This is a genomic window from Pseudonocardia abyssalis (assembly GCF_019263705.2).
GTDB lineage: Bacteria > Actinomycetota > Actinomycetes > Mycobacteriales > Pseudonocardiaceae > Pseudonocardia > Pseudonocardia abyssalis.
Genome location: NZ_JADQDK010000001.1, coordinates 4,738,598 through 4,763,759, shown reverse-complemented (window position 1 = coordinate 4,763,759; position 25,162 = coordinate 4,738,598). Strand labels below are relative to the sequence as shown.

The 25,162-nt window shown below is 72.0% G+C and carries 24 protein-coding genes and 1 tRNA gene; 12 read left to right on the top strand and 13 right to left on the bottom strand.

The window, feature by feature from the left end:
- Positions 1–4: 4 nt before the first annotated feature.
- Positions 5–652: a nitroreductase family protein gene (locus tag I4I81_RS23255; RefSeq protein ID WP_218605747.1), complete on the top strand. Its 648-nt coding sequence runs from the start codon at positions 5–7 to the stop codon at positions 650–652.
- Between the two features lie 160 nt (positions 653–812).
- Positions 813–2,222 (top strand): acyltransferase family protein, encoded by a 1,410-nt coding sequence (locus I4I81_RS23250; RefSeq protein WP_218616338.1) that lies wholly within the window; start codon positions 813–815, stop codon positions 2,220–2,222.
- A 65-nt stretch (positions 2,223–2,287) separates the two neighbouring features.
- Here I4I81_RS23250 and dprE2 read toward each other — a convergent pair whose 3' ends face one another.
- On the bottom strand, positions 2,288–3,043 hold the full coding sequence (gene dprE2, locus I4I81_RS23245) for a decaprenylphospho-beta-D-erythro-pentofuranosid-2-ulose 2-reductase (protein WP_218604753.1): 756 nt from the start codon (positions 3,041–3,043) through the stop codon (positions 2,288–2,290).
- A complete protein-coding gene (dprE1, locus tag I4I81_RS23240) occupies positions 3,040–4,383 on the bottom strand; it encodes a decaprenylphosphoryl-beta-D-ribose oxidase (RefSeq protein ID WP_218604754.1) in 1,344 nt (447 codons plus the stop codon). Before dprE1 ends, dprE2 begins: the two co-directional genes overlap by 4 nt.
- 57 nt (positions 4,384–4,440) lie before the next feature.
- Between dprE1 and I4I81_RS23235 the strand changes: the two genes are divergently transcribed.
- The 6 genes from I4I81_RS23235 (at position 4,441) to I4I81_RS23210 (ending at position 9,770) form a co-directional block, all read left to right on the top strand.
- Positions 4,441–5,037, top strand: a complete 597-nt coding sequence (locus I4I81_RS23235) for a DUF1707 SHOCT-like domain-containing protein (RefSeq protein WP_226363525.1) — start codon at positions 4,441–4,443, stop codon at positions 5,035–5,037.
- A gap of 561 nt (positions 5,038–5,598) precedes the next feature.
- Positions 5,599–6,243 carry an ABC transporter permease gene (locus tag I4I81_RS23230; RefSeq protein ID WP_218604755.1) on the top strand — a complete coding sequence of 215 codons (645 nt, stop codon included), beginning with the start codon at positions 5,599–5,601 and terminating at the stop codon, positions 6,241–6,243.
- Positions 6,240–7,418 (top strand): ABC transporter ATP-binding protein, encoded by a 1,179-nt coding sequence (locus tag I4I81_RS23225; protein ID WP_218604756.1) that lies wholly within the window; start codon positions 6,240–6,242, stop codon positions 7,416–7,418. Before I4I81_RS23230 ends, I4I81_RS23225 begins: the two co-directional genes overlap by 4 nt.
- Positions 7,415–8,176: an ABC transporter permease gene (locus I4I81_RS23220; RefSeq protein WP_218604757.1), complete on the top strand. Its 762-nt coding sequence runs from the start codon at positions 7,415–7,417 to the stop codon at positions 8,174–8,176. The genes I4I81_RS23225 and I4I81_RS23220 overlap by 4 nt, the downstream gene beginning before the upstream one ends.
- Positions 8,177–8,196: 20 nt before the next feature.
- Positions 8,197–9,156 carry a glycine betaine ABC transporter substrate-binding protein gene (locus tag I4I81_RS23215; RefSeq protein ID WP_218604758.1) on the top strand — a complete coding sequence of 320 codons (960 nt, stop codon included), beginning with the start codon at positions 8,197–8,199 and terminating at the stop codon, positions 9,154–9,156.
- Between the two features lie 209 nt (positions 9,157–9,365).
- A complete protein-coding gene (locus tag I4I81_RS23210) occupies positions 9,366–9,770 on the top strand; it encodes a GtrA family protein (RefSeq protein ID WP_226363524.1) in 405 nt (134 codons plus the stop codon).
- 10 nt (positions 9,771–9,780) lie between these two features.
- On the opposite strand, the gene I4I81_RS23205 is transcribed toward I4I81_RS23210, so the two are convergent.
- The 9 genes from I4I81_RS23205 to I4I81_RS23165 all read right to left on the bottom strand — a co-directional run bounded on the left by I4I81_RS23205 (position 9,781) and on the right by I4I81_RS23165 (position 20,268).
- Entirely contained in the window at positions 9,781–10,968 is a 1,188-nt protein-coding gene (locus I4I81_RS23205; RefSeq protein ID WP_218616337.1) for a right-handed parallel beta-helix repeat-containing protein, read from the bottom strand.
- Between the two features lie 92 nt (positions 10,969–11,060).
- Positions 11,061–12,359, bottom strand: a complete 1,299-nt coding sequence (locus tag I4I81_RS23200; protein WP_218605241.1) for a UDP-glucose dehydrogenase family protein — start codon at positions 12,357–12,359, stop codon at positions 11,061–11,063.
- 18 nt (positions 12,360–12,377) lie between these two features.
- The gene (locus I4I81_RS23195; RefSeq protein WP_218605240.1) at positions 12,378–13,358 is read right to left on the bottom strand and encodes a right-handed parallel beta-helix repeat-containing protein; all 981 of its coding nucleotides are present in this window, start codon (positions 13,356–13,358) and stop codon (positions 12,378–12,380) included.
- Complete coding sequence (locus tag I4I81_RS23190) at positions 13,355–15,208, bottom strand: right-handed parallel beta-helix repeat-containing protein (RefSeq protein ID WP_218616336.1); 1,854 nt, start codon at positions 15,206–15,208, stop codon at positions 13,355–13,357. Before I4I81_RS23190 ends, I4I81_RS23195 begins: the two co-directional genes overlap by 4 nt.
- A gap of 61 nt (positions 15,209–15,269) precedes the next feature.
- Entirely contained in the window at positions 15,270–16,511 is a 1,242-nt protein-coding gene (locus tag I4I81_RS23185) for a glycosyltransferase (protein WP_218605238.1), read from the bottom strand.
- A gap of 189 nt (positions 16,512–16,700) precedes the next feature.
- Positions 16,701–17,696 (bottom strand): galactofuranosyltransferase GlfT1, encoded by a 996-nt coding sequence (gene glfT1 / locus I4I81_RS23180; protein WP_225924667.1) that lies wholly within the window; start codon positions 17,694–17,696, stop codon positions 16,701–16,703.
- A 238-nt stretch (positions 17,697–17,934) separates the two neighbouring features.
- Complete coding sequence (gene wzt, locus I4I81_RS23175) at positions 17,935–18,699, bottom strand: galactan export ABC transporter ATP-binding subunit Wzt/RfbE (protein WP_218605954.1); 765 nt, start codon at positions 18,697–18,699, stop codon at positions 17,935–17,937.
- Between the two features lie 10 nt (positions 18,700–18,709).
- Complete coding sequence (gene wzm, locus I4I81_RS23170; RefSeq protein ID WP_218605955.1) at positions 18,710–19,546, bottom strand: galactan export ABC transporter permease subunit Wzm/RfbD; 837 nt, start codon at positions 19,544–19,546, stop codon at positions 18,710–18,712.
- A 188-nt stretch (positions 19,547–19,734) separates the two neighbouring features.
- Positions 19,735–20,268 (bottom strand): bacterial proteasome activator family protein, encoded by a 534-nt coding sequence (locus I4I81_RS23165; RefSeq protein WP_218605956.1) that lies wholly within the window; start codon positions 20,266–20,268, stop codon positions 19,735–19,737.
- A gap of 62 nt (positions 20,269–20,330) precedes the next feature.
- Here I4I81_RS23165 and I4I81_RS23160 point away from each other — a divergent pair, with 62 nt between their 5' ends.
- Positions 20,331–21,542 carry an aminotransferase class V-fold PLP-dependent enzyme gene (locus tag I4I81_RS23160; RefSeq protein ID WP_218616335.1) on the top strand — a complete coding sequence of 404 codons (1,212 nt, stop codon included), beginning with the start codon at positions 20,331–20,333 and terminating at the stop codon, positions 21,540–21,542.
- Between the two features lie 89 nt (positions 21,543–21,631).
- On the opposite strand, the gene I4I81_RS23155 is transcribed toward I4I81_RS23160, so the two are convergent.
- The gene (locus I4I81_RS23155) at positions 21,632–22,615 is read right to left on the bottom strand and encodes an NAD(P)H-quinone oxidoreductase (RefSeq protein ID WP_218616334.1); all 984 of its coding nucleotides are present in this window, start codon (positions 22,613–22,615) and stop codon (positions 21,632–21,634) included.
- A gap of 55 nt (positions 22,616–22,670) precedes the next feature.
- On the opposite strand from I4I81_RS23155, the gene I4I81_RS23150 reads away from it, so the two are divergent.
- Positions 22,671–23,306 carry a GNAT family N-acetyltransferase gene (locus I4I81_RS23150; protein WP_218606421.1) on the top strand — a complete coding sequence of 212 codons (636 nt, stop codon included), beginning with the start codon at positions 22,671–22,673 and terminating at the stop codon, positions 23,304–23,306.
- Positions 23,307–23,416: 110 nt separating this feature from the next.
- Here I4I81_RS23150 and ypfJ read toward each other — a convergent pair whose 3' ends face one another.
- Complete coding sequence (gene ypfJ, locus I4I81_RS23145) at positions 23,417–24,373, bottom strand: KPN_02809 family neutral zinc metallopeptidase (protein ID WP_218616333.1); 957 nt, start codon at positions 24,371–24,373, stop codon at positions 23,417–23,419.
- A 102-nt stretch (positions 24,374–24,475) separates the two neighbouring features.
- On the opposite strand from ypfJ, the gene I4I81_RS23140 reads away from it, so the two are divergent.
- Positions 24,476–24,563, top strand: a tRNA-Ser gene (locus tag I4I81_RS23140).
- Positions 24,564–24,590: 27 nt separating this feature from the next.
- Complete coding sequence (locus I4I81_RS23135) at positions 24,591–24,794, top strand: zinc-ribbon domain-containing protein (RefSeq protein ID WP_218605497.1); 204 nt, start codon at positions 24,591–24,593, stop codon at positions 24,792–24,794.
- Positions 24,795–25,162 lie beyond the last annotated feature (368 nt).

Here is a 25,162-nt window from a genome sequence, read left to right as displayed (position 1 = left end):
GTGCATGACCCTCGACCTCGCCCCCGACGAACTGCTCTGCACCACCCGCTCGGTCCGCAAGCGCCTCGACCTCGACCGCCCCGTCCCGATGGAGCTGGTCCGGGAGAGCCTGGAGGTCGCGCTGCAGGCCCCGACCGGCAGCAACGCCCAGGGCTGGCACTGGATGGTCGTCACCGATCCGGAGCTGCGGGCGGGGATCGGCGGGTACTACGCACAGGCCTTCGACGCCTACCGCAACTCGCCCCTCTACGCCGGGCGGGCCGGGACCGACCACACCGAGGAGCGCAAGGCCGTCCAGGATCGGGTCACCTCGTCCGCGGAGTACCTCGCGGAGGTGATGGGCCGCGTGCCCGTCCACGTCATCGCCTGCATCACCGCGGGGGAGGAGCTGCCGAGGGGCAACCAGGCCGGGTTGTGGGGATCCCTGCTGCCCGCGGCGTGGAGCTTCCAGATCGCGGCGCGTGCGCGGGGGCTCGGCAGTGCCTGGACCACGCTGCACCTGCGCTACGAGAAGGAGATCGCCGAGCTGCTCGGCATCCCGTCCGACGTTCGCCAGGGCGTGCTGCTCCCTACGGCCTACTTCACGGGCGAGACGTTCCGTCCCGCGAAGCGCGAGCCCCTCGACCGGGTAGTGCACCTCGATCGCTGGTAGCCCAACGTCACCGTCGGGCGGTGTGTGGGTCCGTCCACGTCCGGAGGGTGGTCACCCGGTCGTCGCACCTTCCGTGAGCGGACAGTGACGGGGTTCGGCATCCAGGTACGTCCTGGGTGTCACCCGCACCGCTGGTCCGAACGCCACCGTTACCTCCAACGTGACGATCGCAGCCCCGCGGACCACCCCATCCGGCACTCAAGCCGCCTCCTCCGGTGAGATCCGGGGTCTGACGGGTCTGCGCATCGTCGCGGCGGTCTGGGTGGTGGCGTTCCACTTCCACTTCACCGCCATGAGCGGGGTCACGGAGGTGGTCGGTGTGCTGGGACCGCTGATCACCTCCGGTGCCCTCGGCGTCGACCTCTTCTTCGTGCTGAGCGGTTTCGTGATCGCCCACACCTACCTCGCGTCGATGGGGCCGGCACTGCACGTCGGCGCCACCGTGCGGTTCGTGTGGGCGCGCTTCTGCCGCATGTGGCCGGTGTACGCGCTGGTCTTCAACCTCTTCGGCCTGTGGCTGCTGGCCCGGCTCGTGCTCGGATCCGACGAGAACATCGCCTTCCAGGGCGTGCAGCCGGTCATGAGCCTCGGGCAGTGGGTGCAGCAGCTGCTGATGGTGCAGATGTGGAACAACGAGTTCCTCGACGGCGCGTCCTGGGTGGGCTCCACCTGGTCGATCAGCGCCGAGTGGCTCGCCTACATGCTGTTCCCGGTGGCCGCGCTGCTGTTCTACCGGATGCGCAACCTCCCGCTGGTCGTGCTCGCGGTCGCCGCGGTGGCGCTGATGCTCCCGATCGCGTCGTCCTACGCCACGATCGGCAGCCCGTACTACGCGTGGAGCTGGGTCACCCGCATCCTCTGCGGCTTCGGCGCGGGCGTGCTCGTCCACCTGGTGGTGACGCGGCTGCCGCGCACCGAGCTGGTCCGTCGCATCGCGTCGACGACCGCCTGGGCGCTGCCCCTGACGATGGCGGTCGGCCTGTGGGCCGGGCAGTTCGTCGCCCCCGGGTTCGGCGGCGTCGTGATCGTCGGGTTCCCGGTGCTGGTCGGGGCGCTGGCGCTGGCCGACCGCGGCCCCGCGATGGTGCTCAGCCGCCCCGCGCTCGTCCAGGGCGGGAAGGTGTCCTACAGCCTCTACCTGGTCCACATCCCGATGTTCGAGGTCTTCTGGCTGGCCCAGGCCTACGTGCCGGAGCTGCGCGGCGGGGTGGTCGGGCACCTGGCGGCCCTCGCCGTGATCGGCGCGACCTACCCGGTGGCGGCCGCGGCGTTCCGCTGGGTCGAGGAGCCCGCCCGGCGGCGGCTGCGCCGGGTCGGCGCACCGCGCGTCGCCGCACCCACGACGGTGTCGACGTTCCTCGCGGCCCGCGAGGCCGCCGCGCTGCCGGAGACGACGACCTACCTCCCACCCGCCCCGCGGCACGCGGCCTCGCCGACCCGCCAGCCCACGCTCGCCGCCGCACTGATCTCCGTGCAGCGCCGCAAGCCCACCCACCGCGCCGACACCTGGGGCGCGTTCGAGCGCGCCGGACAGGTGCGCGCCACGATCCTGCACGCGGGGAGCGAGTAGGGAGACCTGCCCGTCCCTCCCGCCGGTGGCCCCCTTCACCACACGGCGGGAGGGGCGGACGTGTCTCAGACCGGCAGTCGGCGGAACAGCGGGCGCGGCACGTGCCGCAGCGCGCTCATGACGAACCGCAGCGGGCCCGGTGCCCAGACCAGCTCCCGGCGGTGGCGCACCGCGTCGACGGTGATCGCCGCGACGGCCTCGGGGGTCGTCGAGAGCGGCGCGGGCGAGAGGCCCTCGGTCATCCGGGTGTGCACGAAGCCCGGCCGCACCACGGTGACGTGCACGCCCGCGGGCCGCAGCGCCTCGGTCAGGCCCGAGTAGAACGCGTCCATCCCGGCCTTGGTGGAGCCGTAGACGAAGTTGGAGCGCCGCGCGCGCTCCCCGGCCACCGAGGAGAACGCGACGATCGCGCCGTGGCCCTGCTCGGTCATCCGCTTGCCGAGCGCGACCCCGACGGACACCGCGGCGGTGTAGTTGACCTGCGCGAGCTCCACCGCGGCGTCGACGTCGGTCCAGGCGACCTCGTTGTCGCCGAGCAACCCGAACGCGACGAGCGCGACGTCGATGTCACCGCCCGCGAACGCCGCACGGACGACCTCGGAGTGGGTCTCCGGGGCGGTGGCGTCGAACTCGATCGTCTCCACCGCGCAGCCGAGCTTCTCCAGCCGGGCCTGTGCCGCGCCGAGCCGGTCGGACTTGCGGGCGGCCAGCACGACGCGCAGCGGCCGGTCGGAGGCGAACGCCTCGACGACGGCGAGCCCGATCTCGCTGGTCCCGCCCATCACGAGGACGGACTGCGGGTTGCCGACGGCATCGATCATGAGGTGAGCTCCAGGCGTCGGGACATGTCGGACGTGAACACGCCCGTGGGATCGGCGGCGTCGCGGACCTTGCGCCACTCGTCGAGACGCGGGTAGCCGCGCCGGATCGCCTCGGGCGTGGTGCGGGACTCCTTGGCCAGGTAGTGCCGGCCGCCCGCGTCGAGGACCAGCTCGTCGAGCTCGTCGCACAGCGGCCCGAGCCCGTCGTTGACGGGGATGTCGACGCACAGCGTCCAGCCCGGCCGCGGGAACGACAGCGGCGCCCGGTTGCCCTCACCGAAGCGCTTGAGCACGTTGAGCGCGGAGACCTGGCCCGCGGCGTGCATGCGGTCCAGCACGCCCCGCACGACGTCGCCGCGCTCGAGCGGCACCACGAACTGGTACTGCAGGAACCCGCGCGGCCCGTAGCCGCGGTTCCACTCGCCGACGATGTCGAGCGGGTGCAGGAACTGCGTGATGTTCTGGATCGCGCCGAGCTTCGTGGGCGACTTGCGGTACCAGACCTCGCTGAACAGCTTGCCCGTGAGCCGGTTGAGCAGCCCGGGCGGGAACACGTCGGGCACGGTCAGCAGCTGCGGGGCGTCGAAGCGCAGCGGGCGGGCGCGCAGCTTCGGCGGCAGCTCGTCGAGGGTGGCGTGGTTGGCGCGCATGAGCAGCCCGCGCCCGAACTGCGCCCCGGTGCTGACCGCGTCGAACCAGGACACCGTCTCCGCGTACTTCTCGTCGTCGACGGACTGGCGCGCCATCAGCTCGTCGAGGTTGTCGATCTGCTCGGTGTCGACCTTGAAGTACGCCGTCTCGACGTGGTGCAGCACCAGCACGGCCCGCACGACGACGCCGGTGAGGCCCATCCCGCCGACGGTGGCCCAGAACAGGTCGTCGGACGGGGTGAGGGTGTGCGCGCGGCCGTCGGCGGTGACCAGGTCGAGCGACTCGACGTGGTTGCCGAAGCTGCCGACGACGTGGTGGGCCTTGCCGTGGATGTCGGCGCCGATCGCCCCGCCGACGGTGACCTGGCGGGTGCCCGGGAGCACCGGTAGCCACAGCCCGAACGGGAGCGCGGCACGCATCAGCGCGTCGAGGCTCACCCCGGCGTCGACGACGACGCGGCCGGAGTCGGCGTCGACGGAGTGGATGCGGTCGAGCCCGGTCATGTCCAGGACGGTGCCGCCCGCGTTCTGCGCCGGGTCGCCGTAGGACCGGCCCAGACCGCGGGCGATCACCCCGCGCGGCCCGGCGGCGGCGAGGGCCGCGGTGACGTCGGCCGCGGAGCGCACCGGGACGACGTTCGCGCGGGTGGGCGCGGTGCGTCCCCACCCGCGCAGGCTCGTGTTCGGCATCGTGGTCAGGTTACGCGCGCACGGAGCACCGGCCGCGGCGGCACTATCCTCGACGGCGTGACCGTCCAGCCGCCCGATCCGCCGGGAATCCGGATCTCCGACGCCGACCGGGAACGCGCGGCCACACGCCTCAACCAGGCGCTCGCCGAGGGCCGGATCACCGTCTCCGAGCTGGAGGAACGGCTCTCCGTCGTCTACGGCGCCCGCTACGAGGCCGAGCTGGTGCCCCCGCTGGCCGACCTCCCCGGGGCCGCGGTCACGGCGGCGGTCGCGCTGCCGTCGACCCCGTCCGGCCCGCCGGTGGTGCTGCGCGCGGGCATGTCGACGATCAAGCGGACGGGTGACTGGGACGTGCCCGCCCGCCTGCGGCTGCAGTCGGCGATGGGCACGATCGTGCTCGACTTCTGCGACACCACGATCCACCACGCGGTCGTCGAGATCGAGGTCGACGTCGGCGCGGGCACGATCCGCCTGCTGGTGCCCGACGACGCCACCGCGAACGTCGACGACGTGGCCTCCGGAATGGGCACGGTCAAGAGCAAGGTCCCCTCGCGGCCGCGTCCCGGGTCGGTGCACTTCGTGGTGCACGGGCGCACGGGGATGGGTTCGGTGACGGTGCGCCGGCGCTACCAGGTGGGCGGTCTGAAGTTCTGAGTGTCAGTGGGTTCGCGCGGAGGCGCGGATGCAGGTGTGAACCGCTCGCGGATACCGGTCGCACAGGGATCGCCGGCTGTCCTGGATCGCCGCGCGGATGTCACGGTTCACCCAATTGCGGGTGACTCGGGTCGGGCCCCGTACCTCGTGCTCGACCTCGTCGATCCAGGAGCTACCGCAGCGATGGAGGTGGCTGGTCCGGGCTCGATGCTGACGTCCTCGGTGCCGTCGTGAGTGGTCGGCGACGACGTTGAGCAGTCACGCCTGTGCGTACCCACGGGTGAGTTCGACGATCCGGGGTCGGCCGTGGTCACCGACCCGAGTCATCCCGGGTGCAGCCGTCCTGGGCGGCGGTGGTCGAATCGGAACGGTGCCGGGCAGCGGGCTGCGCTCGCCGAGCGACCGTCACCCGGGTCTCGACTTCGTTGCGCTGCGCTCCACCGGTTGTGAGGGCCGCTCCGAACGTGTCATGGTCGCCCCGACCCTCTTGATCAGAGGGGGCGTCATGCGAGGCAGGGGGGCTGCCACGATGTGTTGCCTGTCCGTCGAAGGCGCCACCGCGTGAGCTTCGCCGACTTCCTGGCCTCGCGCCTGGACAACCTGCTCGAGCTCGGTATCGAGCATGCGCTGGTCGTGGGCGTCTCCGTGCTGATCGCCACGGTCATCGGGGTCGGTCTGGGGTTGGCCACCTACGACAGGAAGCGGTCCGGGCAGGTCGTCATCGCCGTCGTCTCGGTGTTCCTGACGATCCCGTCCCTGGCGTTGTTCGGCCTGTTCATCAACGTCCTCGGCATTGGCACCACGCCCGTGGTCGTCGCGCTGGTCATGTACTCGCTGCTCCCGATCGTCGCCAACACGATCGTCGGCCTGCGCGAGGTCGACCCGGCGGTCGTGGAGTCCGCGCAGGGGATGGGCCTGAGCCGGCTGCAGCGGCTGTTGCACATCGAGCTGCCGCTGGCCTGGCCGGTGATCCTCACGGGGATGCGGGTGTCCACCCTGCTGGCGCTGGGCATCGCGGCGATCGGGGCCTACATCCAGGGTCCGGGGCTGGGCAACGAGATCTTCTCCGGGCTGTCGCGGATCAGCAGCCCGAACGCGCTGAACCAGGTGCTCGGCGGCACGCTCGGGGTGGTGGTCCTCGCGGTACTCGCAGACCTGCTGTTCGTGCTCCTCAACCGGCTGACGACATCACGGGGGGTCCGATGACGGACGGGAAGCGGATCAAGATCCGGCTCGACGGATTGACCAAGAGGTTCCCCGGGCAGACGCAGGCCGCCGTCGAGGAGCTCTCGATGGAGATCCCCGAGGGCGAGATCGTGATCTTCGTGGGTCCGTCCGGCTGCGGCAAGACCACCACCATGAAGCTGATCAACCGGCTGATCGAGCCGACATCGGGACGGATCTTCCTCGACGACGAGGACGTCACGAAGGTCGACCCCGACCGGCTGCGCCGCCGCATCGGCTACGTCATCCAGCAGATCGGCCTGTTCCCGCACCAGACGATCGCGCAGAACATCGCCACCGTGCCCAAGCTGCTGGGGTGGGACAAGAAGCGCATCGCCGACCGTGTCGACGAGCTGATCCGGACGGTCGGGATGGATCCGGACGACTACCGCGACCGCTTCCCCAAGCAGCTCTCCGGCGGCCAGCGCCAGCGCATCGGCGTCGCGCGGGCGATGAGCGCCGACCCCGACGTCATGCTCATGGACGAGCCGTTCGGCGCGATCGACCCGATCACCCGCGACCGCCTGCAGAACGAGTTCCTCCGACTCCAGGCCGAGATCAAGAAGACGATCGTGTTCGTCACCCACGACATCGACGAGGCGATCAAGATGGGGGACCGGATCGCAATCCTGCGCGACCGCTCCCGGATCGCCCAGTTCGACACCCCCGAGCGGATCCTGGTGAACCCGGCCGATGAGTTCGTGGCCGACTTCATCGGCCGCGGCGCATCGCTCAAGCGGCTGAGCCTGAGCCGGGTGCGTGATATCGCGTTGAGTACCTGGCCCACCGTGCACGAGGGCGTCGACCTCGACGAGGCCCGTGCCGTTCTGCGGGCCAGCGACAAGGGCTCGCTTCTGGTGCTCGGCGACGGCGACCGGCCCCGGAGCTGGGTCACCGCTGAGCACCTGGCGCATGCCGATGGGCGCGGGCTCGCCGAGCGCGGTCTCCCGCTGGCCGTCGTCGAGCCGCGGGCCACGCTCAGCGACACCCTCAACGAGATGCTGACGGCCCGCTACAGCACCGCGGTCGTGACCGACGAGTCCGGTGCGTTCGCCGGGATCGTCGATATCGACACGATCAATGAAGCCATCCGCGGGATGCGGTCCGCCGAACACGACCGCCTGCGGGACGAGGCGGCCGGGACCGACTCGCCATGACCGTCCCCGTACCCGAGCAGCTCGCCGCACCGGGCCGCCGCTCGCTACCGGGCTACCTGGTGACGCCCGCGATCCTGCTCGCGGTGCTGGCCGTGCTCTACGCCTACGTCAGCAGCCAGACCCTCGACAGCATCTCCGAGCGGCGTGTCAATGCGCCGTTCATCATCCAGGCCACGCTCGAGCACATCGTGCTGACGGCGGTGTCCACGTTGATCGTGCTGCTCATCGCCGTTCCTGTCGGCGTCCTGCTGACCCGCCCGTTCGCGCGCCGGATCACCGGCCCGGCCGTCGCTGTGTTCAACATCGGGCAGGCCATCCCGTCGATCGGCCTGCTGGTGCTGTTCGCGATCGTGTGGGGCATCGGCTTCTGGCCCGCGGTGGTCGCGCTGGTGGCGTACTCCGCGCTCCCGGTGCTGCGCAACACGATGATCGGGCTGACGCAGGTCGACACAGCCGTGATCGAGTCCGGCCGGGGGATGGGGATGAGCAGGTTCGGCGTCCTCACCCGCATCGAGCTCCCACTCGCCGTGCCCGTCATCCTCACCGGCCTGCGCACCGCACTGGTGATCAACGTCGGCACGGCGTCGCTGGTCGCGCTCACGAACGCCGGCGGACTCGGCGGCATCATCATCGCCGGGTTGGTGGCCAACCGGCCGATCGTCACGGTGGTCGGCAGCGTGCTCACCGCTGTGCTGGCGCTGTTCATCGACTACCTCGGGCGCGTCGCCGAGGACGTGCTCCGGCCCAAGGGCCTATAGGTATCGGACGAGGAGAAGCCATGCGCAGGACGATGAGACTACTGGCCGCTGTCGCGGTCACGGCGATGGCCGTCACCGCGTGCGGTGGCGGCGGGACCGGCGGCGGAGCGGGCGGCGGCGCGATCGAAGGGGTCGATCTCTCGGGCGCCACGTTCACCGTCGGGTCGAAGGAGTTCACCGAGCAGCTGATTCTCGGAGAGATCGCCAAGCAGGCGCTCGAGGCGCGCGGCGCCGCGGCGGAGCTGGTCAGCATCACCGGATCCACGAACGTCCGTGGGGCGCTGCTGGCCGGAGAGCTCGATATGTACTGGGAGTACACGGGCACCGGATGGACCACCCACCTCCAGCGCGAGGCGGCCGAGGCGCCCACGGACCCCGCCGAGCTCCTGGCGGCGGTACGGACGGCGGACGAGGCGAACCAGGTGACCTGGCTGGACGCGGCACCGCTGAACAACACCTATGCGATGGCTGTCGAGGAATCCAGGGCGGCGGAGCTGGGGATCACCAACCTGACCCAGTACGCGGCGCTGATCAACAGCGACCCGCAGCAGGCCCGGACCTGCGCGGCCGCGGAGTTCCTCAGCCGCGACGACGGCTTCCCGGGCCTGGAGGCGGCCTACGGCTTCGACCTGCCCGACAGCGCCATCGCCGAGGTCGAGCTCTCGCTGATCCCGCCGCTGGTCAAGGCCGGCGCGGACTGCACGTTCGGCGAGGTCACCGCCACCGACGGCGCCGTCTCGGCCAACAACCTGCGGGTGCTCGACGACGACCAGGCCGCGTTCGTCCAGTACAACGTCGCGATGACGGTGCGCTCGGACGTCGCCGCGGCCAACCCGCAGCTGGCCGAGGTGTTCAACCCGATCGCCGCCCTCCTCACCGACGAGGTGATGCGCGGGCTCAACGAGCGCGCCGACGTCGGCGGCGAGCTGCCCGACGAGATCGCCGAGTCCTGGCTGCAGGAGAATGGCTTCGCCGGGTGAGGCGAGCCGGGGAGTTCGATGCCTCGGTCTTGTCCGGCTGCGACGACGCCACCGCCGCGTCAAGTGCCGACAGCGAACACGTGGGTAGGTGGGGCGATCGGGCTGCCCGCTTCCGGGCTATCAGAGCAGCCAGTGATGCTCTGCCAACCTGAGGTGGCTGAGGCAGGCTTCCGATCGTCGCGCCTGGCCGGGTCGGTACCCTTCGCGACGTGACGGCGACCGGCACCACCCCCATCGGCCTGCGCGGGCAGCTCGCCCGCTTCGTGGCCGTGGGGGTGGTGTCGGCTCTCGTCGACTTCGGGGTCTACCACCTGCTGCTGCAGCTCGGGGTGGTCCCGCCGGTGGCCAAGGGCGTCTCGTTCATCCTCGGCACCACCACCGCGTACCTGCTCAACCGCCGTTTCACGTTCACCGCGTCCGGCGGCGGGAAGAGCCGCTTCGCCGGGTTCGTGCTGCTCTACGGCACGACGTTCGCGCTCAACGTCGGCGTCAACACCCTGGCCCTGGCCGTCCTGCCGGCGATGCCGCTGCGCACGAGCGCGGCGTGGGTGCTGGCCCAGGGCGTCGCCACGGTCGTCAACTTCGTCATGCTGCGGACCGTGGTCTTCCGCTAGTCGCCCCCTCTCAGTCGCACTTCTTGTCCACCGCCACCAGCTCGCCGGTCGGCTCGAAGCCCTCGACCCGGTTGCCCTCGATGACGTTGCCGCAGCCCGACGTCTCCGGCTCGGTGATCACATGGGTCTCGATGATGTTGCCCAGCTGGTCGCTCCGGCCGGTGGTGATGTTGTCGAGGACCTGCGCGTCGAAGCCCTTCACGTCCACGACCGAGTCGGCGTAGTTCTCGCCGCTGATCGCCGAGCCGTCGAAGTTGTTGCGGGCCACGATGGTGCCGCCGGTCTCCTCCTTGATGTCGATGTTCTCCGCGGTGATCCGCTCGAACGTGTTCTCCAGGATGCGGTTGTCCATCGACAGGTCCGGACCGCCGTCGAGCCCGTACCGGCCCCAGTTGCTCTTCGCGCTGCCGACGTAGACACCCTCGCCGTACTGCGGCTGCTCCAGCCCGGTGTCGTGGATGCGGGAGCGCTGGATGACGTTGTCCGACGACGACGAGCGGAAGTGCACGGCCTCGTCACCGGTCTCCCCGACCGACAGCGAGTCGAGCACGTTGGAACCGCCACCGTCGACGACGACCCCTTTGCCCCCGCCGACCACGGCGAACCCGACGAGCTGCCAGTGGCTCGCCTCCTGCAGGTGCACGGCGTAGCCGGAGTCGTCGCCCGCGTCGATCACGGCCTCGGACGGGCCGGTGAGCGTGATCGGGGCGTCGGGCGTGCCGGACGCGGAGATCTCGATCGGCTCGTAGGAGCCCGCCGCGAGCCGGATGACGTCGCCCGGCGCGGCGTCCTCCAGGGCCGACTCCAGCTCCCCGGCGTCGGTGACCTCGACGGTGCGGGTGCCGTCGACCAGGTCGGCGAGCTCGGTGCCCGCGGGGACCGGCTCGGCCGGTTCCGGTTCCGGTTCCGGATCGGGAGCGGGCCGGGTCGTGGGCTGGGACGTGGGAGTGGGCTGGGACGTGGGAGTGGGCTGGGACGTGGGAGTGGGCTGGGACGTGGGAGTGGGCTGGGACGTGGGGGTCGGCTGGGACCGTGCCCGGTGCGCCGACCCGGGACCGGCGTCCTCCTGCTGGTGGGCGACCGGCACCGGGCCGGGCGCCGCCGACGCGAGCTGCGCGGCGGCGACCGTCAGCACGACGGCCGCCCCCACCGCCGCCAGGCAGGTCGTGGCCGTCCGGGACATCGATCCGGTTCGCATGTGACGGATGGTGCCCCAGGTGCCCCCGGGGGTGGGTCGGAACGGGACATCCCGCCCCCGATCGGGGGTGGGATGTGCACCGTCCGTGAAGATCAGCCCCGACCGAGGCCGATCCAGGTGAAGCCGGCCCGGCGCAGGATGTCGGCGTCGAGCAGGTTGCGGGCGTCGACGACCATCGACACCGCCGCGACCCCGCCCAGCGCGGCCCAGTCCAGCGTCCGGAACTGCGGCCAGTCGGTGAGCACGACGAGTGCGGCGGCGTCCTTGGCGGCGGCCAGCGGGTCGTCGACGACCTCGACGGCATCGGTCATCCCGGGCACGCCGACGGCGTGGGCCGGGTCGTAGCCGGTGAGGATCGCGCCCTCGGCGGCGAGCAGGTCCGCCACGGCGAGCGCGGGGGAGTCGCGCAGGTCGTCGGTGCCGGCCTTGAACGTCAGCCCGAGCAGCCCGATCCGCGCGCCCGCCAGTGACCCGCCGACCGCGACCCGCACCTTGTCGACGACGAGCGCACGCGTCGCGGCGTTGACGTTGAGGCTCGCGCGCACCAGCTCGAAGTCCATGCCGGCCGCGTCGGCGATCTGCAGCAGCGCGTTGGTGTCCTTGGGGAAGCACGAGCCGCCCCAGCCCGGCCCGGGTGAGAGGAACGTCTGCCCGATCCGCTTGTCGTAGCCCATGCCCTCGGTGACCTCGAGGACGTCGGCCCCGAGGCGCTCGCACAGGTCGGCGAGGGAGTTGACGTAGGACAGCTTCATCGCGAGGAAGCAGTTGGCCGCGTACTTGACCATCTCCGCGCTCGCCGCGTCGGTGAGCTGCGTCGGCGCGCCCAGCCGGGAGTACAGCGCGGCGACGCGCTCGGCCGCCTCCTGCGAGTCGCTGCCGACGACGATCCGGTCGGGGTTGAGGAAGTCGTGCACCGCGCTGCCCTCGCGCAGGAACTCCGGGTTGGACACGACGGCGACGTCGGAGCGCCCGAGCATCCGCAGCGTCGTGGTCGCGGTGCCCACGGGCACAGTCGACTTGTTCACCACGACGCAGCCGGGGGCCAGCAGGTCGCGCACCTCGTCGGTGACGGCCTGCACGGCCGCGAGGTCCGCCGCCCCGCCCTCGCCCATCGGCGTCGGGACGCAGAGGAACACGATCTCCGCGCCCGCCTCCTGCGTGACGGCGGTGGTCGCGCCGAGCACGAAGCTGAGCCGGCCCGCCGCCATGCCCTCCGCCACGAGCTCGGGGAGCCCCGGCTCGAGGATGCCGACCTCGCCGGCGCGCAGCCGGGCGACCTTGGCCTCGTCGATGTCGGCGCAGACGACGTGGTGCCCGAGCGACGCGAGGCACGCTCCCGTCGTCAGGCCGACGTAGCCGGTGCCGATCACTGCGATCCGTCGTGCGAACACGGTGTCTCCCCAGGGTTGTCAGGTACAGGCGGCGCGCGTCAGGCCCTTGCCGGCACCCGTGGCGGTGTTGTCGCACGAGACGCGGTTGCGTTCGTCGTTGCGTGTGATGTTGAAGGCGTACCCGTCGGCGTTGACGGTGGCGGTGTTCCCCGTGAACGTGTTGTCCAGACCCCATCCGTCGAGGATCTCGAACACCTGGAAGCCGTCCTCGGGACTGTCGATACCCGTGTTGCCGGCGATGGTCCAGCCGTTGCCCTTGACGTTCACCCAGGCGTCAGCTGCCGTCATCCCGGCACCGTCGAAACGGTTGCCGCGCAGGAGACCACCGGTGGTGCCCTCCTTGATGTCCACCGACTCCGACGTCGTGCCGGAGATGGTGTTGTCCTCGATGGTGTTGCGGTCGCTGCGGTCGGGCTCGCAGCCGGTCAGCTCGCACCAGTTGCTCTCGGCGCTGCCCACGTAGATGCCCTCGCCGAACTTGTCGCGGCGCAGGCCGGTGTCGCGGATCGTCAGGCCGCGCACCACGTTGTCGCTGCTGTGCCTGCGCAGGTGCACCGCCTCGTCGCCCGTGCCCTCGACGAGCAGCCCGTCGAGGAGAACGCGCTGACCCCCGTCGACCATCACACCCTTCTGACCGCCGCGCACGGTGAACCCGCGCAGCTGCCAGTGGGCGACGCCGTCGAGGTGCAGCGTGTAGTCGCCGTCGACCGGGCCGCCGTCGAGCACCGCCTCGCGCGGGCCGCACAGCGTGATCGGGGCGTCGGGGGTGCCGGTGGTGCGGGCGACGAAGTTGCCGCGGTAGGTCCCCGGCGCGAGCGCGATCACCGTTCCCGGGTGGGCACCGGCGAGCGCCTCGATGAGCTCGTCGCCGTCGGCCACGGGCACGCCGCCCGCGCAGTCCCCGGTGGCGGTGATCGGCGCGGGGGCCACCGGGAGCGGGGCCGGGGCACTGCAGGCCGCGAGGACGAGCAGGGCCCCGGCCAGGAGGATCCGTCTCACGGCGTCGACCCGTCGCCGGAGACGATCGTGACGCGCGTGACCGGCATCAGGGTGGTCGTCTCGGTCAGGTCGGCGGGCGGGGCGACGCGGTGCGGCGGCACCGGCGGGTGCCCGGGGCGCGAGGTCGTGCGCCCGGCCGCGGCGACGGCCCGGGCCAGGGCGATCCGGTCGACGGGGGTGAGCGAGGCCGTGGCCGGGCCCGGCGGCACGTGCGCGTACGGGTGGATCCGCTCCCCGGCCCGGTTCCGGCGCCGCGCCCGCAGCTGCGCGATGACCGGCAGCAGCAGGATGAGCAGCCAGAGCAGGATCAGCGGGTGGTCGACGACGTAGGCGGTCCAGTAGGCGACGTCGTCGCGGTCGAGGGTCCAGGCCGACTCGTCGTTGCCGTTGATGGCCACGTTCGAGCCGAGCCCGACCCGGTTGACGTCGATCGCCGCCGGTCCGCGCCCGGCGAGCCGGTTGGTCTCCACGACGGACCCGTCGACGGCGCCGACCAGCGACACCGCGTACCGCGCGGCCCCGTCGACGGTGTTGCCGCGGAGCGTCGCGGCGGCGTCGGCGACCTGGACGGCGACCGTCGAGGCGCCCACGGTGTTGCCGGTGAGCTGTGCGTCCCCGACGCCGTCGCGCAGCGCGATGCCGAACCCGTCGGCGGAGACGGTGTTGCCGGTCAGCTCCGGGGCGGCCGCGGTGCCGCGTACGACGATGCCGTCGGGGCTGCCGGAGACGGTGTTGTCGCGCAGGACCAGCCCCGCGTTCCCGGCGGCCAGGATGCCGACGTCGCCGTTGCCGGTGACGGTCGAGCGCTCCACGGTGAACCCGCGGCCCGGGGCCGTGCTCGCGCCGCCCGCCGACGCGCTCGCGGCCAGTGCCGCGCCGTCCAGGCGGATACCGGTGCCGCGGTTGCCGTTCGCGGTGACGCCGGAGAGCAGGATCCGCTCCGTGCCGGCCGAGACCGCGACGCCGTGCCGGGCGTTCCCGGTGGCCTCCAGCTCGCGGACGGTGACCCCGGCCGACTCGCGGTGCACCAGCAGGCCGTCCGCCGCGTTGTCGCGCACGGCGCCGCCGTTGATCGTCAGGTCGTCGACCCGGCTGGTGAACATGCCGTAGTGGCTGCGGTCGACCGTGGTGGCGGTGGCCGAGCCGCGCCCGGGCTCGCCCGCGCCGCCGGTCCACGCGACGCCGCCGGTGCGGCCGCTCCAGAACCCGAGTTCGGAGGCCTGGACGTGGGCCAGGTCCAGGCGGCCGCCGACGCTGCGCAGGTAGGACCGCCCGTCGTCGAGAGCGGTGTCGACGGCGCCGGCGGCCGGGTCCCAGCTCGTGACCGTCAGGGGTGCGCCGGGCGCCCCGCCGATCGTCAGCGTGCCCTTGAACGCGATCAGCGACGCGAACCCGGCGGTGCCGCTGGCCATCCGCAGCGTGCCGCCCGGGGCCTCGATCCGCAGCACGGCGTCGCGGCCGACGAGGACCGACCGGGTGATCATCCAGTCGCCGTCGTCGAGGCGCTGCGCGGCGCCGAGGCGCTCCAGCGCGGGCAGGTCGTACGGACGGTCGCGGGGGGTGAGGACGACCGTCGGCACGATGGAGGGCGCCACGGCGGGGAACTCGTACGGCGTCGCGGTGCCGGGGGACTCGCTGACGATCGCGTAGACGCGGTCGTCCTCCGCGGTGACGACGCGGGCCTGGGCGTCACCCGCGGCGTCGACCGCGAGCGAGGTGGCGTCCGGGGAGGCGTCGACGTCGGGGACGACGTCGGGGGCCGCGACGACCGAGGCCGTCGGGGCGGCCGGCGGGCGGTCGAGCACCACGGTGCCCACGATTCCCGCGAGCGTCACGCCCACCGTCAGCACGGTGAGCAACCTGCGTCTGCCGCGCGTCGGGTCGGCCCCGGGTCTGTCGGCGTCGGATGGATCAGGCGCGGCCATGGGCGTCCCCCGTCGTCAGGCTGGCCTCGTCCTGGCCCTCGCCACCGATCTGGTCGGCGTGCCGGGTCAGCCAGCCCTGCTTGTTCATGGTCACGAACGCCCACGTCTTGATCGGCAGCGCCACCATCATGATCACGAGCGTGACCAGCGGGAGGATCAGCAGATCGGCCGGCTTGCGGCGCAGGTGGGAGTACGAGCGGATGGCGCGGCCGACGAACAGCCACAGGATCCCGAGCGCGACGGCCAGGTTGCGCTGCGGGCTCGTGAACGCGGCGGCCACGTAGTAGACGGCGGCGAACATCGTCACCGGCGTGAACAGGATCTGGAACACGGTGAGCTGGCTGATCAGCGGCTGGCGCCACAGCCAGCCCTGGTACACGGCGGTCAGGTAGCAGCGGTAGGAGTTGCGGCTCCAACGCACGCGCTGCTTGCAGAACGCCTTGAACGTCGCGGGGAACATCGACAGCGCCCGCGCGGAGTCCTGGTGCTCGGTGCGGTAGCCCTGGGCGAGTACCAGCCAGGTGAGGCGGCCGTCGTCACCGGCGACGCAGCGCCGGCCGAGGAAGTACTCGTGCTCGACGTTGGCCAGCACCGGCATGACCGCCGAGCGCCGGTAGGCCGCGGTGCGCCCGGACAGGCACACGACCCCGCCCCGGCGCGCCGTCGCGGGCACGTAGTCCAGGTAGCGCAGGTCGATGATCCAGTCGGCGACGCGGCGCCAGATCGAGCTGTGCGGCTCGAACACGTTCTGCCGGGTGCCGACGGCGCCGACGGCCGGGTCCACGAACGGCATCTGCACCGCGTCGAGCAGGCCGGGCTCCCATGCCGTGTCGGAGTCGGTGAGCACCAGCACGTCGTGCTTCGCGGCCCGGATGCCCACACCGAGGGCCGAGCGCTTGCCCTCGTGCCGGAACATCATCACGTGGATCCGCCGGTCGCGGCGGGCCATCAGCCGGTCCCGAGCCTCGACGTCGGCCACGTCGAGCACGACGATGACCTCGTTCGGACCCTGGTCGAGCCAGGTGTCCAGGCAGCGCTCCAGTACGTCGGGATCCTCGTGGAACGACGGGACCACCACAGATGTGGTCGTCCGGAAGTCGTTGACCAGCGGGCTGTACCGGGCCGACATGACCTTGCGGACCAGCCAGACGGTCCACGAGATCGCACCGATGATGCCGATCGGGAGGAAGAGCTGCCAGTGCTCGGATGCGCCGGCCAGGAAGGTCATGGGGAATGCCCTGCGTTCGGTCCTGGATCCGCCGCGACGTCAGTGTCCGGCGAGTACGAGTGTCACGAAATGGTCAACTCGATCGGGGTACGACAGGATTCGAACTGCCACTCCACCGTGTGCCTGCCCGGCATTCGACTACCTGGAGTAGCTAGGTTGTGTTACGACCACCTTGCAGGGAGGTGACGCTCAGATGCGCTCGAAGTGCTCCGCGCGGCCCTGACGGATCAGCCGCAGCCACGTCGCGAACTCGCGCGGGCTGCGTCGGGTGACCAGGAAGTACCAGGCGAAGCGGGGCAGCTCCAGCAGTCCCACGCGGCGCATGCCGGGCTGGGAGATCAGGTAGCCGCGGTTGCGGTAGGTGTAGTACCGCTTGACCTCGTCCTCGGGGTCGCGGGCGTGCAGGCGGCCCCCGAGCATCGGCTTGTCCTCGTGCCGGCCCGCCGGGTGCAGGTACGCGGCGTGCAGCGCGGTGCCGAACGGCAGCCCCGAGCGCACCAGCCGCCGGTGCATCTCCACCTCGTCGCCGCGCACGAACAGCCGCAGGTCGGGCACCCCGACGACGTCGAGCGTCGACGCCCGGAACAGCGCTCCGTTGAACAGCGCCGCGATGCCGGTGAGCAGCTCGGGATCGGCCCCCTCTGCGGTGGCGAGGGCCGCGCGGGAGCTGTGCCACGTGAGGCCGCGGCGGACGGGGAAGGCGAGCCGGTCCGGGTCGTCGAGGTCGGCGACGGTGGGGGAGACGGCGGCCAGCCCGCGGCGCTGCGCCAGGTCGAGCAGGGTGGCGAGGACGGTGTCGTCGGCCGCGCGCCCGTCGTCGTCGGCGAGCCAGATCCAGCCGGCCCCGAGCGCGAGCGCGCGCAGCATGCCGAGCGCGAACCCGCCCGCGCCGCCGAGGTTGTTCCAGGACGGCAGGTAGGTGGCCGGGATGCCGCAGGCCTCGACGACGGCCTGCGCCGGCCGGTCGGGGCCGTTGTCGACGACGATCAGGTGGTCGACGGGACGGGTCTGCTTCGCGAGCACCGCCAGCGCCTCGGTGAGGAGTTCCGCCCGGTGCCGCGTGACGACGACGGCGACGACGGAGTCGGGGCCGAAGGGGCCGGTGGCGGGCGTGGTGCCGGTGGCGGGCTGCGCAGGGGCGGGAGTGGGGCCGGCAGCGGGTCCGGGCCGGGAGGGCATCGGCATGATCACCGTTCGGGAACCGGGAGCGGGGCCGGGCCTGCTGCGCGTTCCGAACCGCCGATCATCGCCCTGGGCCGGCACCGGTCACCGCCCATGATCACCGTTGGGGAACCGTCTGCGGGCCGGGGCCTGCTGTGCATTCCGACGCGTCGATCTTCGCCCGGAGTCGCGACGGGGATGGTCGTCCCGGGCTCCGCCCCCCGCGTGATCGGCGGCTCGGAACCGGCAGGGGGGTGGGAACTCACCGGGCTTCGATCTCCGCGAGGACGTCACGACCCTTGTAGTGGTGCAGGACGTCGCGCAGCGGGCCGTGCTCCTTGATGGTGCCGTGCTCCATCCAGATCGCCGTACTGCACAGGTCGGCGAGGAACTCGTCGGAGTGGCTCGCGAACACGAGCATCCCGGAGCGCTCCACCAGCTCCTTGAGCCGGTCGCGGGCCTTGGCCAGGAACTCGGAGTCGACCGCGCCGATGCCCTCGTCGAGCAGCAGGATCTCCGGGTCGACGCTGGTGACCACGCCCAGCGCGAGCCGCACCCGCATGCCGGTGGAGTAGGTGCGCAGCGGCATGTCGAGGTAGTCGCCGAGCTCGGTGAACGCCGCGATGTCGTCGACGCGGGCGTCCATCTCCTTGCGCGTCATCCCGAGGAACAGGCCGCGGATGAGGATGTTCTCCAGGCCGGAGATCTCCGGGTCCATGCCGACGGCGAGGTCGAACACCGGCGCCACCTTGCCGATGATCCGCGCGCGGCCGCGGGTGGGCTCATAGATGCCGGACATGAGGCGCAGCAGCGTCGACTTGCCCGCTCCGTTGTGCCCGACCAGCGCGACGCGGTCGCCCTTGCGCAGGGACAGCGTGATGTCGCGCAGGGCCTCGATGATCGGGACCTTGCTGTCGGTGCCGATCCGCCCGCCCGCGCGGCCGAGGACGGCCTTCTTCAGCGAGCGGGTCTTGGCGTCGAAGATGGGGAAGTCGACGGAGGCCTTCTGGATGTCGATGCTGACCACGGCGTGCTCCTCAGACCCAGTACGCGACGCGGGACCGGTAGTTCCGCAGGCAGAGCAGCGCGGCGACGATCCCGACCACGGTGATCGCGCCGGCGATGTACCAGTGCCGCCACACGATCTCCTGGCCGAGCATGGGCTGACGCAGGATCTCCACGAAGTGCATGACCGGGTTGAGCTCCGCGATCCGCGCGCGCTCGGCGACGGCCGGGTTCTTCAGCAGCGTGTCGTACTGCCACACGATCGGCGTCATGAAGAACAGCAGCTGCGCGAGGCTCCCGATGATGGGCGGGATGTCGCGGAAGCGGGTGGCGATGATGCCGGTGAGCATCGAGATCCACGCGCCGTTGAGCACGAGCAGCAGGAAGGCCGGTATCGCGAGCAGCAGCGACCAGCTCAGCGGCTGCGGGAAGATCAGGATCAGCGCGACCCACACCACGAGGTTGTGCGCGAAGAACAGCGACTGTCGCCATACGAGCCGGTAGATGTGCAGGCTCAGCGGCGCCGGCAGGAACCGGATCAGCCCCTCGTTGGCGATGAAGACCTCGCTGCCCTCGAGGATGCAGCCGTTGATGAAGTACCAGATCAGCAGGCCGGTGGCGACGTAGGGCAGGAACGTCGCGATGTTCTCGCCGAACAGCGCGCCGTAGAGGATGCCCATCGCGGTGGCGACCACGGCCATCGTGACGCTGATCCACAGCGGGCCGAGCACCGAGCGGCGGTAGCGCTGCTTGATGTCCTGCCAGCCGAGGTAGCCCCACAGCGGCCGCTGCTTCCAGCCCTGGCCCAGATCCCCGAACGCGCGCGACCAGCTGCGCGGGCCGGGCTCGTCCGGGAGCGGAGGCGTCATGGAGCCCTCCGTCCGGTCGTCGCCGGCAGTCACCGTCTGTGCCACGGATCGAGCCTACCGGCGTCGCCGGGTGACGCCCCGGGGCGGTGGCCCCGGCTGGCTCCGGACGGGCCCCCCCGGATTTCACGCATGGCCACCTTCACGCAACGCCGCTGCGTGAAGGCGGCCATGCTGCAACGGGAACGGGTCTACAGGTACTGCCCCGTGCCGCGACCCAGGCCGCTCTCGCCCGGCTGGCCCGGCGCCGCACCCGGCGGCAGGCCGCGACGCATCTGCTCGAGCTGCGCGCGGGCCGCCATCTGCTGGGCGAACAGCGCGGTCTGGATTCCGTGGAACAGGCCCTCCAACCAGCCGACGAGCTGGGCCTGCGCGATCCGCAGCTCCGACTCCGACGGGACGGTGTCGTCGGTGAACGGCAGCGACAGGCGGCTGAGCTCGTCGCGCAGCTCCGGGGCCAGCCCGTCCTCCAGCTCCTTGATCGAGTTCTCGTGGATCTCGCGGAGCCGGGCGCGGGACGCCTCGTCCAGCGGCGCCGCGCGAACCTCCTCGAGCAGCTGCTTGATCATCGTGCCGATGCGCATGACCTTCGCGGGCTGCTCGACCATCGCTCCGATGCCGCCGCCCTCGCCGTCGGAGTGCGGCATCTGGGTCATCCCGACGGGCTGCCCGTCGGGGCCGATGACCATGACCTGCTGTTCGGCGCCGTTCTCGGGCTGAGTCATGAAACCACGCTCCGTGCTCGCTGTGTGACTGATCGATTAGGTGCCCTCGCTACCGTATCCGGATGCCGTACGACGTCGCTCGGGTGCGCGGGCTGATCCCCGCTCTCGGTGACGGCTGGATCCGGCTCGACGCGACGGCGGGGATGCAGCCTCCCGAGGGTGTCGTGTCCGCGGTGTCGGGGGCGTTCCGGCGGTCGCGGTCGGCGGTCGGTGCGCCGTTCCCCGCGTCGCGGCAGTCGGCCGACGTCGACGTCGACGCCGAGGCCCGGCTCGCGATCGCCGACCTCGTCGGAGCCGACCCCCGCGGCGTGGTTCTCGGCCCGGGCGGCCCGGCGGAGCTCCTGCGCCGGCTCGCCGACGCCGTCGGCGACACGTGGGCCGCGGGCGACGAGATCGTGGTCTCCCGCCTCGACGACGCCGCGAACGTCGCGCCCTGGCTGTGGGCGGCCGGGCGGCGCGACGTCGGGGTGCGCTGGGCCGAGATCGACATCGAGACGTGCGAGTTGCCCACCTGGCAGTTCGACGACCTGCTGACCGACGCCACGCGGGTCGTCGCGATCACCGCGGCGTCGGGACAGGTGGGCACCCGTGTCGACGTCGCGGCGGTCGCCGAGCGCACCCGCGGGACCGGCGCCCTCCTCGTCGTCGACGCCTGCGCGGCGGCCGCGTACGGCCCGGTGCGGATGGACCCGCTCGGCGCCGACGTCATCGCCCTGGACGCCGCGGCCTGGGGCGGCCCGCACGTCGGGGCGCTCGCGTTCCGGACCCCGGCGCTGCTCGACCGCCTCACCGCCTGCTCGCTCGACCCCGGCGCCCGCGGCCCGCAGCGCCTCGAGATCGGCCCGCAGTCCTTCCCCCAGCTGGCAGGTCTCGTCGCGTCCGTCGACCACCTCGCCGCACTCGACGACACGGCCACCGGCACCCGGCGGGAGCGCCTGCTCACCTCGTTGGACGAGCTGCAGTTCCACCAGGAGCGCCTGGTCGACGACCTGCTGCTCGACCTGATCGGCTCGGGCGTCACGGTCCTCGGCCCGCCGCGCCACCGCATCCCGGCCGTCGCCTTCACCCACGCGCTGCCGGCGGTCGACGTGGCCGACCACCTGGCCCGCCACGGCATCTGCGTCCTGCCCGACACGGGGGAGCGGGGAGTGCTCGCGCACCTGGGCACCGCCGAGATCGGCGGGGTCGTGCGGGTCGGCCTGGGTCATTACACGACGCGCACGGAGACCCGGGCCCTGGTAGAAGCCCTGACCACCCTGCCCGCCCTCCTCTGACACCCCGCCCGCGAGTCGCTGTTCCCCCGCCCCCGAGTCGCCGTTCTTGCGCCCCCGAGTCGCTGTTCTTGCGCCCGCGGGTCGTCGGCTCAGGTCGTCAGCAGGAGCTTGCCGACGACCCCGCCGCCCTCCAGCGTCCGGTGCGCCTCCGCAGCCCGGGCCATCGGCACGGTGCCGTGCACGATCGGTTTGACCGTGCCGTCGCCGATCATCGGCCAGACGTTCGCCGTGACCTCGGCGACGACCGCGCCCTTCCCGTTCGGGCCGTCGACCGGGCGCCCACGCAGCCCCATCGCCGTGACGGAGCCGCGCTTGCGCAGCAGCGCGCCGATGTCCAGCTCGCCCTTCACACCGCCCTGCATCCCGATGATCACCAGACGGCCGTCGGGGGCGAGGGCGGCGATGTTGCCGGCGAGGCCCTTCGCGCCCATGTTGTCGAGGATGACGTCGGCGCCGTGGCCGTCGGTGGCCTTCTTCAGCTCCTCGGCGATGTCGTCGTGGTAGTCGATGACGATGTCGGCACCCAGCTCGCGGCAGCGCTCCAGCCGGTCGGGGGCGCCCGCGGTGGCCGCGACGCGCGCCCCGAGCGCCTTGGCCACCTGGATCGCATGCGTGCCGATGCCGCTGCTGCCGCCCTGCACGAGGAACGTCTCGCCGGAACTGAGCCGCCCGGCCATCACGATGTTCGACCACACCGTGCACGCCACCTCCGGCAGTCCCGCCGCCGTCACGAGGTCGACGCCCACCGGGATCGGGAGGAGCTGCGCCGCGGGAACCGCGACCTTCTCGGCGTACCCGCCGCCGGCGAGCAGCGCGCAGACCTCGTCCCCGACCGCCCACCCGTCGACACCCTCGCCGAGTGCCGCGATCCGCCCCGAGCACTCCAGACCGATGATCTCCGAGGCCCCGGGCGGCGGTGGGTACTTCCCCTCGCGCTGCATGAGGTCGGCCCGGTTCACCGCGCTCGCGACGACGTCGAGGACGACCTCCCCCGGCTTCGCGACGGGGTCGGGGACCTCCGCCCACTGCATCGCCTCGGGTCCACCCGGTTCGCTGACGGTGATCGCATACATGGGTCGGACCGTATTCCCTCGCGCCCGCCCCGGCGATCGGGGACCGTGGCCCGTCATGGAGCAATGGCCGCTGCGACACCTCGTCCTGCGCACACCGCGCCTGGAGCTGCGCCCCGACGACGACGCCGGTCTCGACGGCCTGGTCGAGACCGCCTACGGGGGAGTGCACCCGCCCGAGGAGATGCCGTTCCTGATGCCGTGGACCGATGCCGACCCGCGCTACCTGGGCCGGGGCATCCTGCAGCACTTCTGGACGCAGCGCGCGGCGCTGGCCCCGGAGCGCTGGTCGGTCAACTTCGTCGTTCGGCACGAGGGCCGCGTGATCGGGATGCAGAGTCTCGACGGCACCGATTTCGCGATCACCCGCGAGGTGTCCAGCGGGTCGTGGACGGGGATGGCGCACCAGGGCCGCGGGCTGGGCACGGAGATGCGGGCGGCGGTGCTGCTGTTCGCGTTCGACCACCTCCGCGCGGTCCGCGCGCGTTCGCAGGCGTTCGCCGACAACCACGCCTCGCACCGGGTGTCGGAGAAGCTCGGCTACCGCAGCGACGGCACCGTCACCGCGGTGCGGCGCGGCGGACCCACCGAGGACGTGCGGCTGGTCCTCGACGCGACGGAGTTCCGGCGTCCGGACTGGGAGCTCGGGACCGATGGCGTCGACGGCTGCCTGGGGTTGCTCGGCGCCGGATGATCACCGGTCCCGCGCCGCGAGGATCGGGTCGGCGACGCAGCGACTCGCGGGCGGAGTTCCGGCGACTCGCGGGCGGGCATCCGGCGACTCGCGGGGGTTCGGGCGGGGGCTCAGCCGAGGTCGACGCCGCGGGCGAACGTGTCGCACTGCGAGGGGTCACCGGTCTCGTAGCCGGTGGTGTACCAGCCCTCGCGCTGCCTCGAGTTACCGTGGCTGAACTGGCTCTCGTCGACCTGGCCACCGCCGAGCTGCGTCTGGATGTAGTCGTCGCCGATCCGGGCGGCGGTGTCGAGCGCGGCGGCCACGTCGTCCTGCGTGACGTCGACGATCAGCGGCTCGCCCGAGGACGTCGGCACCGTCGTGGCGTGGTTGGCCCACACCCCGGCGTAGCAGTCGGCCTGCAGCTCCAGGCGCACCGAGCCGGACGTCGGCCCGACGTCGCCGGCCTGCACCCGGGAGTTGGTGCCGAGCAGCGCCTGGATGTGGTGGCCGTACTCGTGGGCGATGACGTAGGCGCGGGCGAACGTGCCGCCCTGCGCGCCGAACGTCGTCTCCAGCTCCTGGAAGAAGGAGAGGTCGATGTAGACCTCGTTGTCGCCGGGGCAGTAGAACGGACCGGTCGCGGAGCTGGCGCTGCCGCACGCGGTGTTGACCCCACCGGAGAAGAAGTTGGTGCGCGGGGCCTGGTAGGTCTGGCCGGAGCGGGCGAACGCATCGGACCAGTAGCCGTCGAGGGAGTTGACGACGGCGACGACCTCGCAGTCGAGCTGGTTGTTGGCGTCGGCACCGGTGCGGCAGGCCTGCGCGACCTGGGAGGTGTCAGCGGTCTGGCCCGAGGAGAGGCCGGACAGCCCGCTGGGCAGGTCGAACCCACCGCCGCCCCCGCCGAGGCTTCCCCCGCCGAGCTGGGAGATCAGGAAGTACAGGATCAGGCCGATGATGCCGAGGCCACCACCGCCCGCCGCGACCCGGCCGCCGAGCGCACCCCCGCCGCCGCCACCGCGGCCGCCCCCGCGCAGGTCGTCGATGCTCGAGGTGTCGAGATCGGCGTTCTCGTTGAACCGCATCGCTGTCTCCTCCGGTGATCGGCCGAATCCCACCACACCCGCCCGGGTGCGCGACACCGGACGCACCGGGTCGGGAACCGCGGGCCGCTACGCTGCGGGCAGGGAAGCGTGGCAGAGCGGCCGAATGCACTCGCCTTGAAAGCGAGCAGTGGGCAACCACTCGGGGGTTCAAATCCCTCCGCTTCCGCCAGGCCGGTCGTTGCCTACAGTGGGTGCCGTGTTCTTCCTCTTCGGCCTCGGCACCAAGCAGAAGCGCCTCGGCCCGGGGGAGACACGGACCTGTCCCCGGTGCCACAACACCAGCCAGTGGGTGCGGATGCGGGAGTTCCGGCAGTTCACGGTGTTCTTCGTCCCGCTCGCCCGATGGGGCCGGCGGCAGTTCGAGTCGTGCGGCATCTGCGGTGCCGCCGTCGCGGCCTGAGGGTTCCACCCACCCGGTCGGCCGCGGTCAGGCCCCGATCCGCGGTGCGTGCCGAGGGTCAGCAGGTTGCTTTCGGGGTCGCGGACGCTGAACGGTCGACGTCGTCGGTGACGAGGTGCAGCGCCCGCGCGCAGTCCGGCGTGCATCCCGCGACGTGCACGGTTCCCCGAACAGCAGCCCGCCGCCACCGGGCCGGCGCAGCTCAGCGTGTACGACGTCGTCCACGCGCACGTCCTCGCCACACCCCACGATGTCGACCAGGAACGTGCGGTCCGCCTCCGGGTCGTCGTCGTGCACGATCGGTCGGATCGACGACATTCCTCCACCGTGGGCCGGCTCTCCTTGCCGGAACGGCAACAACGGTTGCC

Bases quoted from the DNA above. Each gene is read 5' to 3' on its own strand.
- I4I81_RS23255 (WP_218605747.1), top strand. From the start codon at position 5: ATGACCCTCGACCTCGCCCCCGACGAACTGCTCTGCACCACCCGCTCG.
- dprE2 (WP_218604753.1), bottom strand. From the start codon at position 3,043: ATGATCGATGCCGTCGGCAACCCGCAGTCCGTCCTCGTGATGGGCGGG.
- dprE1 (WP_218604754.1), bottom strand. From the start codon at position 4,383: ATGCCGAACACGAGCCTGCGCGGGTGGGGACGCACCGCGCCCACCCGC.
- I4I81_RS23225 (WP_218604756.1), top strand. From the start codon at position 6,240: ATGACGGACGGGAAGCGGATCAAGATCCGGCTCGACGGATTGACCAAG.
- I4I81_RS23220 (WP_218604757.1), top strand. From the start codon at position 7,415: ATGACCGTCCCCGTACCCGAGCAGCTCGCCGCACCGGGCCGCCGCTCG.
- I4I81_RS23215 (WP_218604758.1), top strand. From the start codon at position 8,197: ATGCGCAGGACGATGAGACTACTGGCCGCTGTCGCGGTCACGGCGATG.
- I4I81_RS23205 (WP_218616337.1), bottom strand. From the start codon at position 10,968: ATGCGAACCGGATCGATGTCCCGGACGGCCACGACCTGCCTGGCGGCG.
- I4I81_RS23185 (WP_218605238.1), bottom strand. From the start codon at position 16,511: ATGACCTTCCTGGCCGGCGCATCCGAGCACTGGCAGCTCTTCCTCCCG.
- glfT1 (WP_225924667.1), bottom strand. From the start codon at position 17,696: ATGCCGATGCCCTCCCGGCCCGGACCCGCTGCCGGCCCCACTCCCGCC.
- wzm (WP_218605955.1), bottom strand. From the start codon at position 19,546: ATGACGCCTCCGCTCCCGGACGAGCCCGGCCCGCGCAGCTGGTCGCGC.
- I4I81_RS23165 (WP_218605956.1), bottom strand. From the start codon at position 20,268: ATGACTCAGCCCGAGAACGGCGCCGAACAGCAGGTCATGGTCATCGGC.
- I4I81_RS23160 (WP_218616335.1), top strand. From the start codon at position 20,331: ATGCCGTACGACGTCGCTCGGGTGCGCGGGCTGATCCCCGCTCTCGGT.
- I4I81_RS23155 (WP_218616334.1), bottom strand. From the start codon at position 22,615: ATGTATGCGATCACCGTCAGCGAACCGGGTGGACCCGAGGCGATGCAG.
- I4I81_RS23150 (WP_218606421.1), top strand. From the start codon at position 22,671: ATGGAGCAATGGCCGCTGCGACACCTCGTCCTGCGCACACCGCGCCTG.
- ypfJ (WP_218616333.1), bottom strand. From the start codon at position 24,373: ATGCGGTTCAACGAGAACGCCGATCTCGACACCTCGAGCATCGACGAC.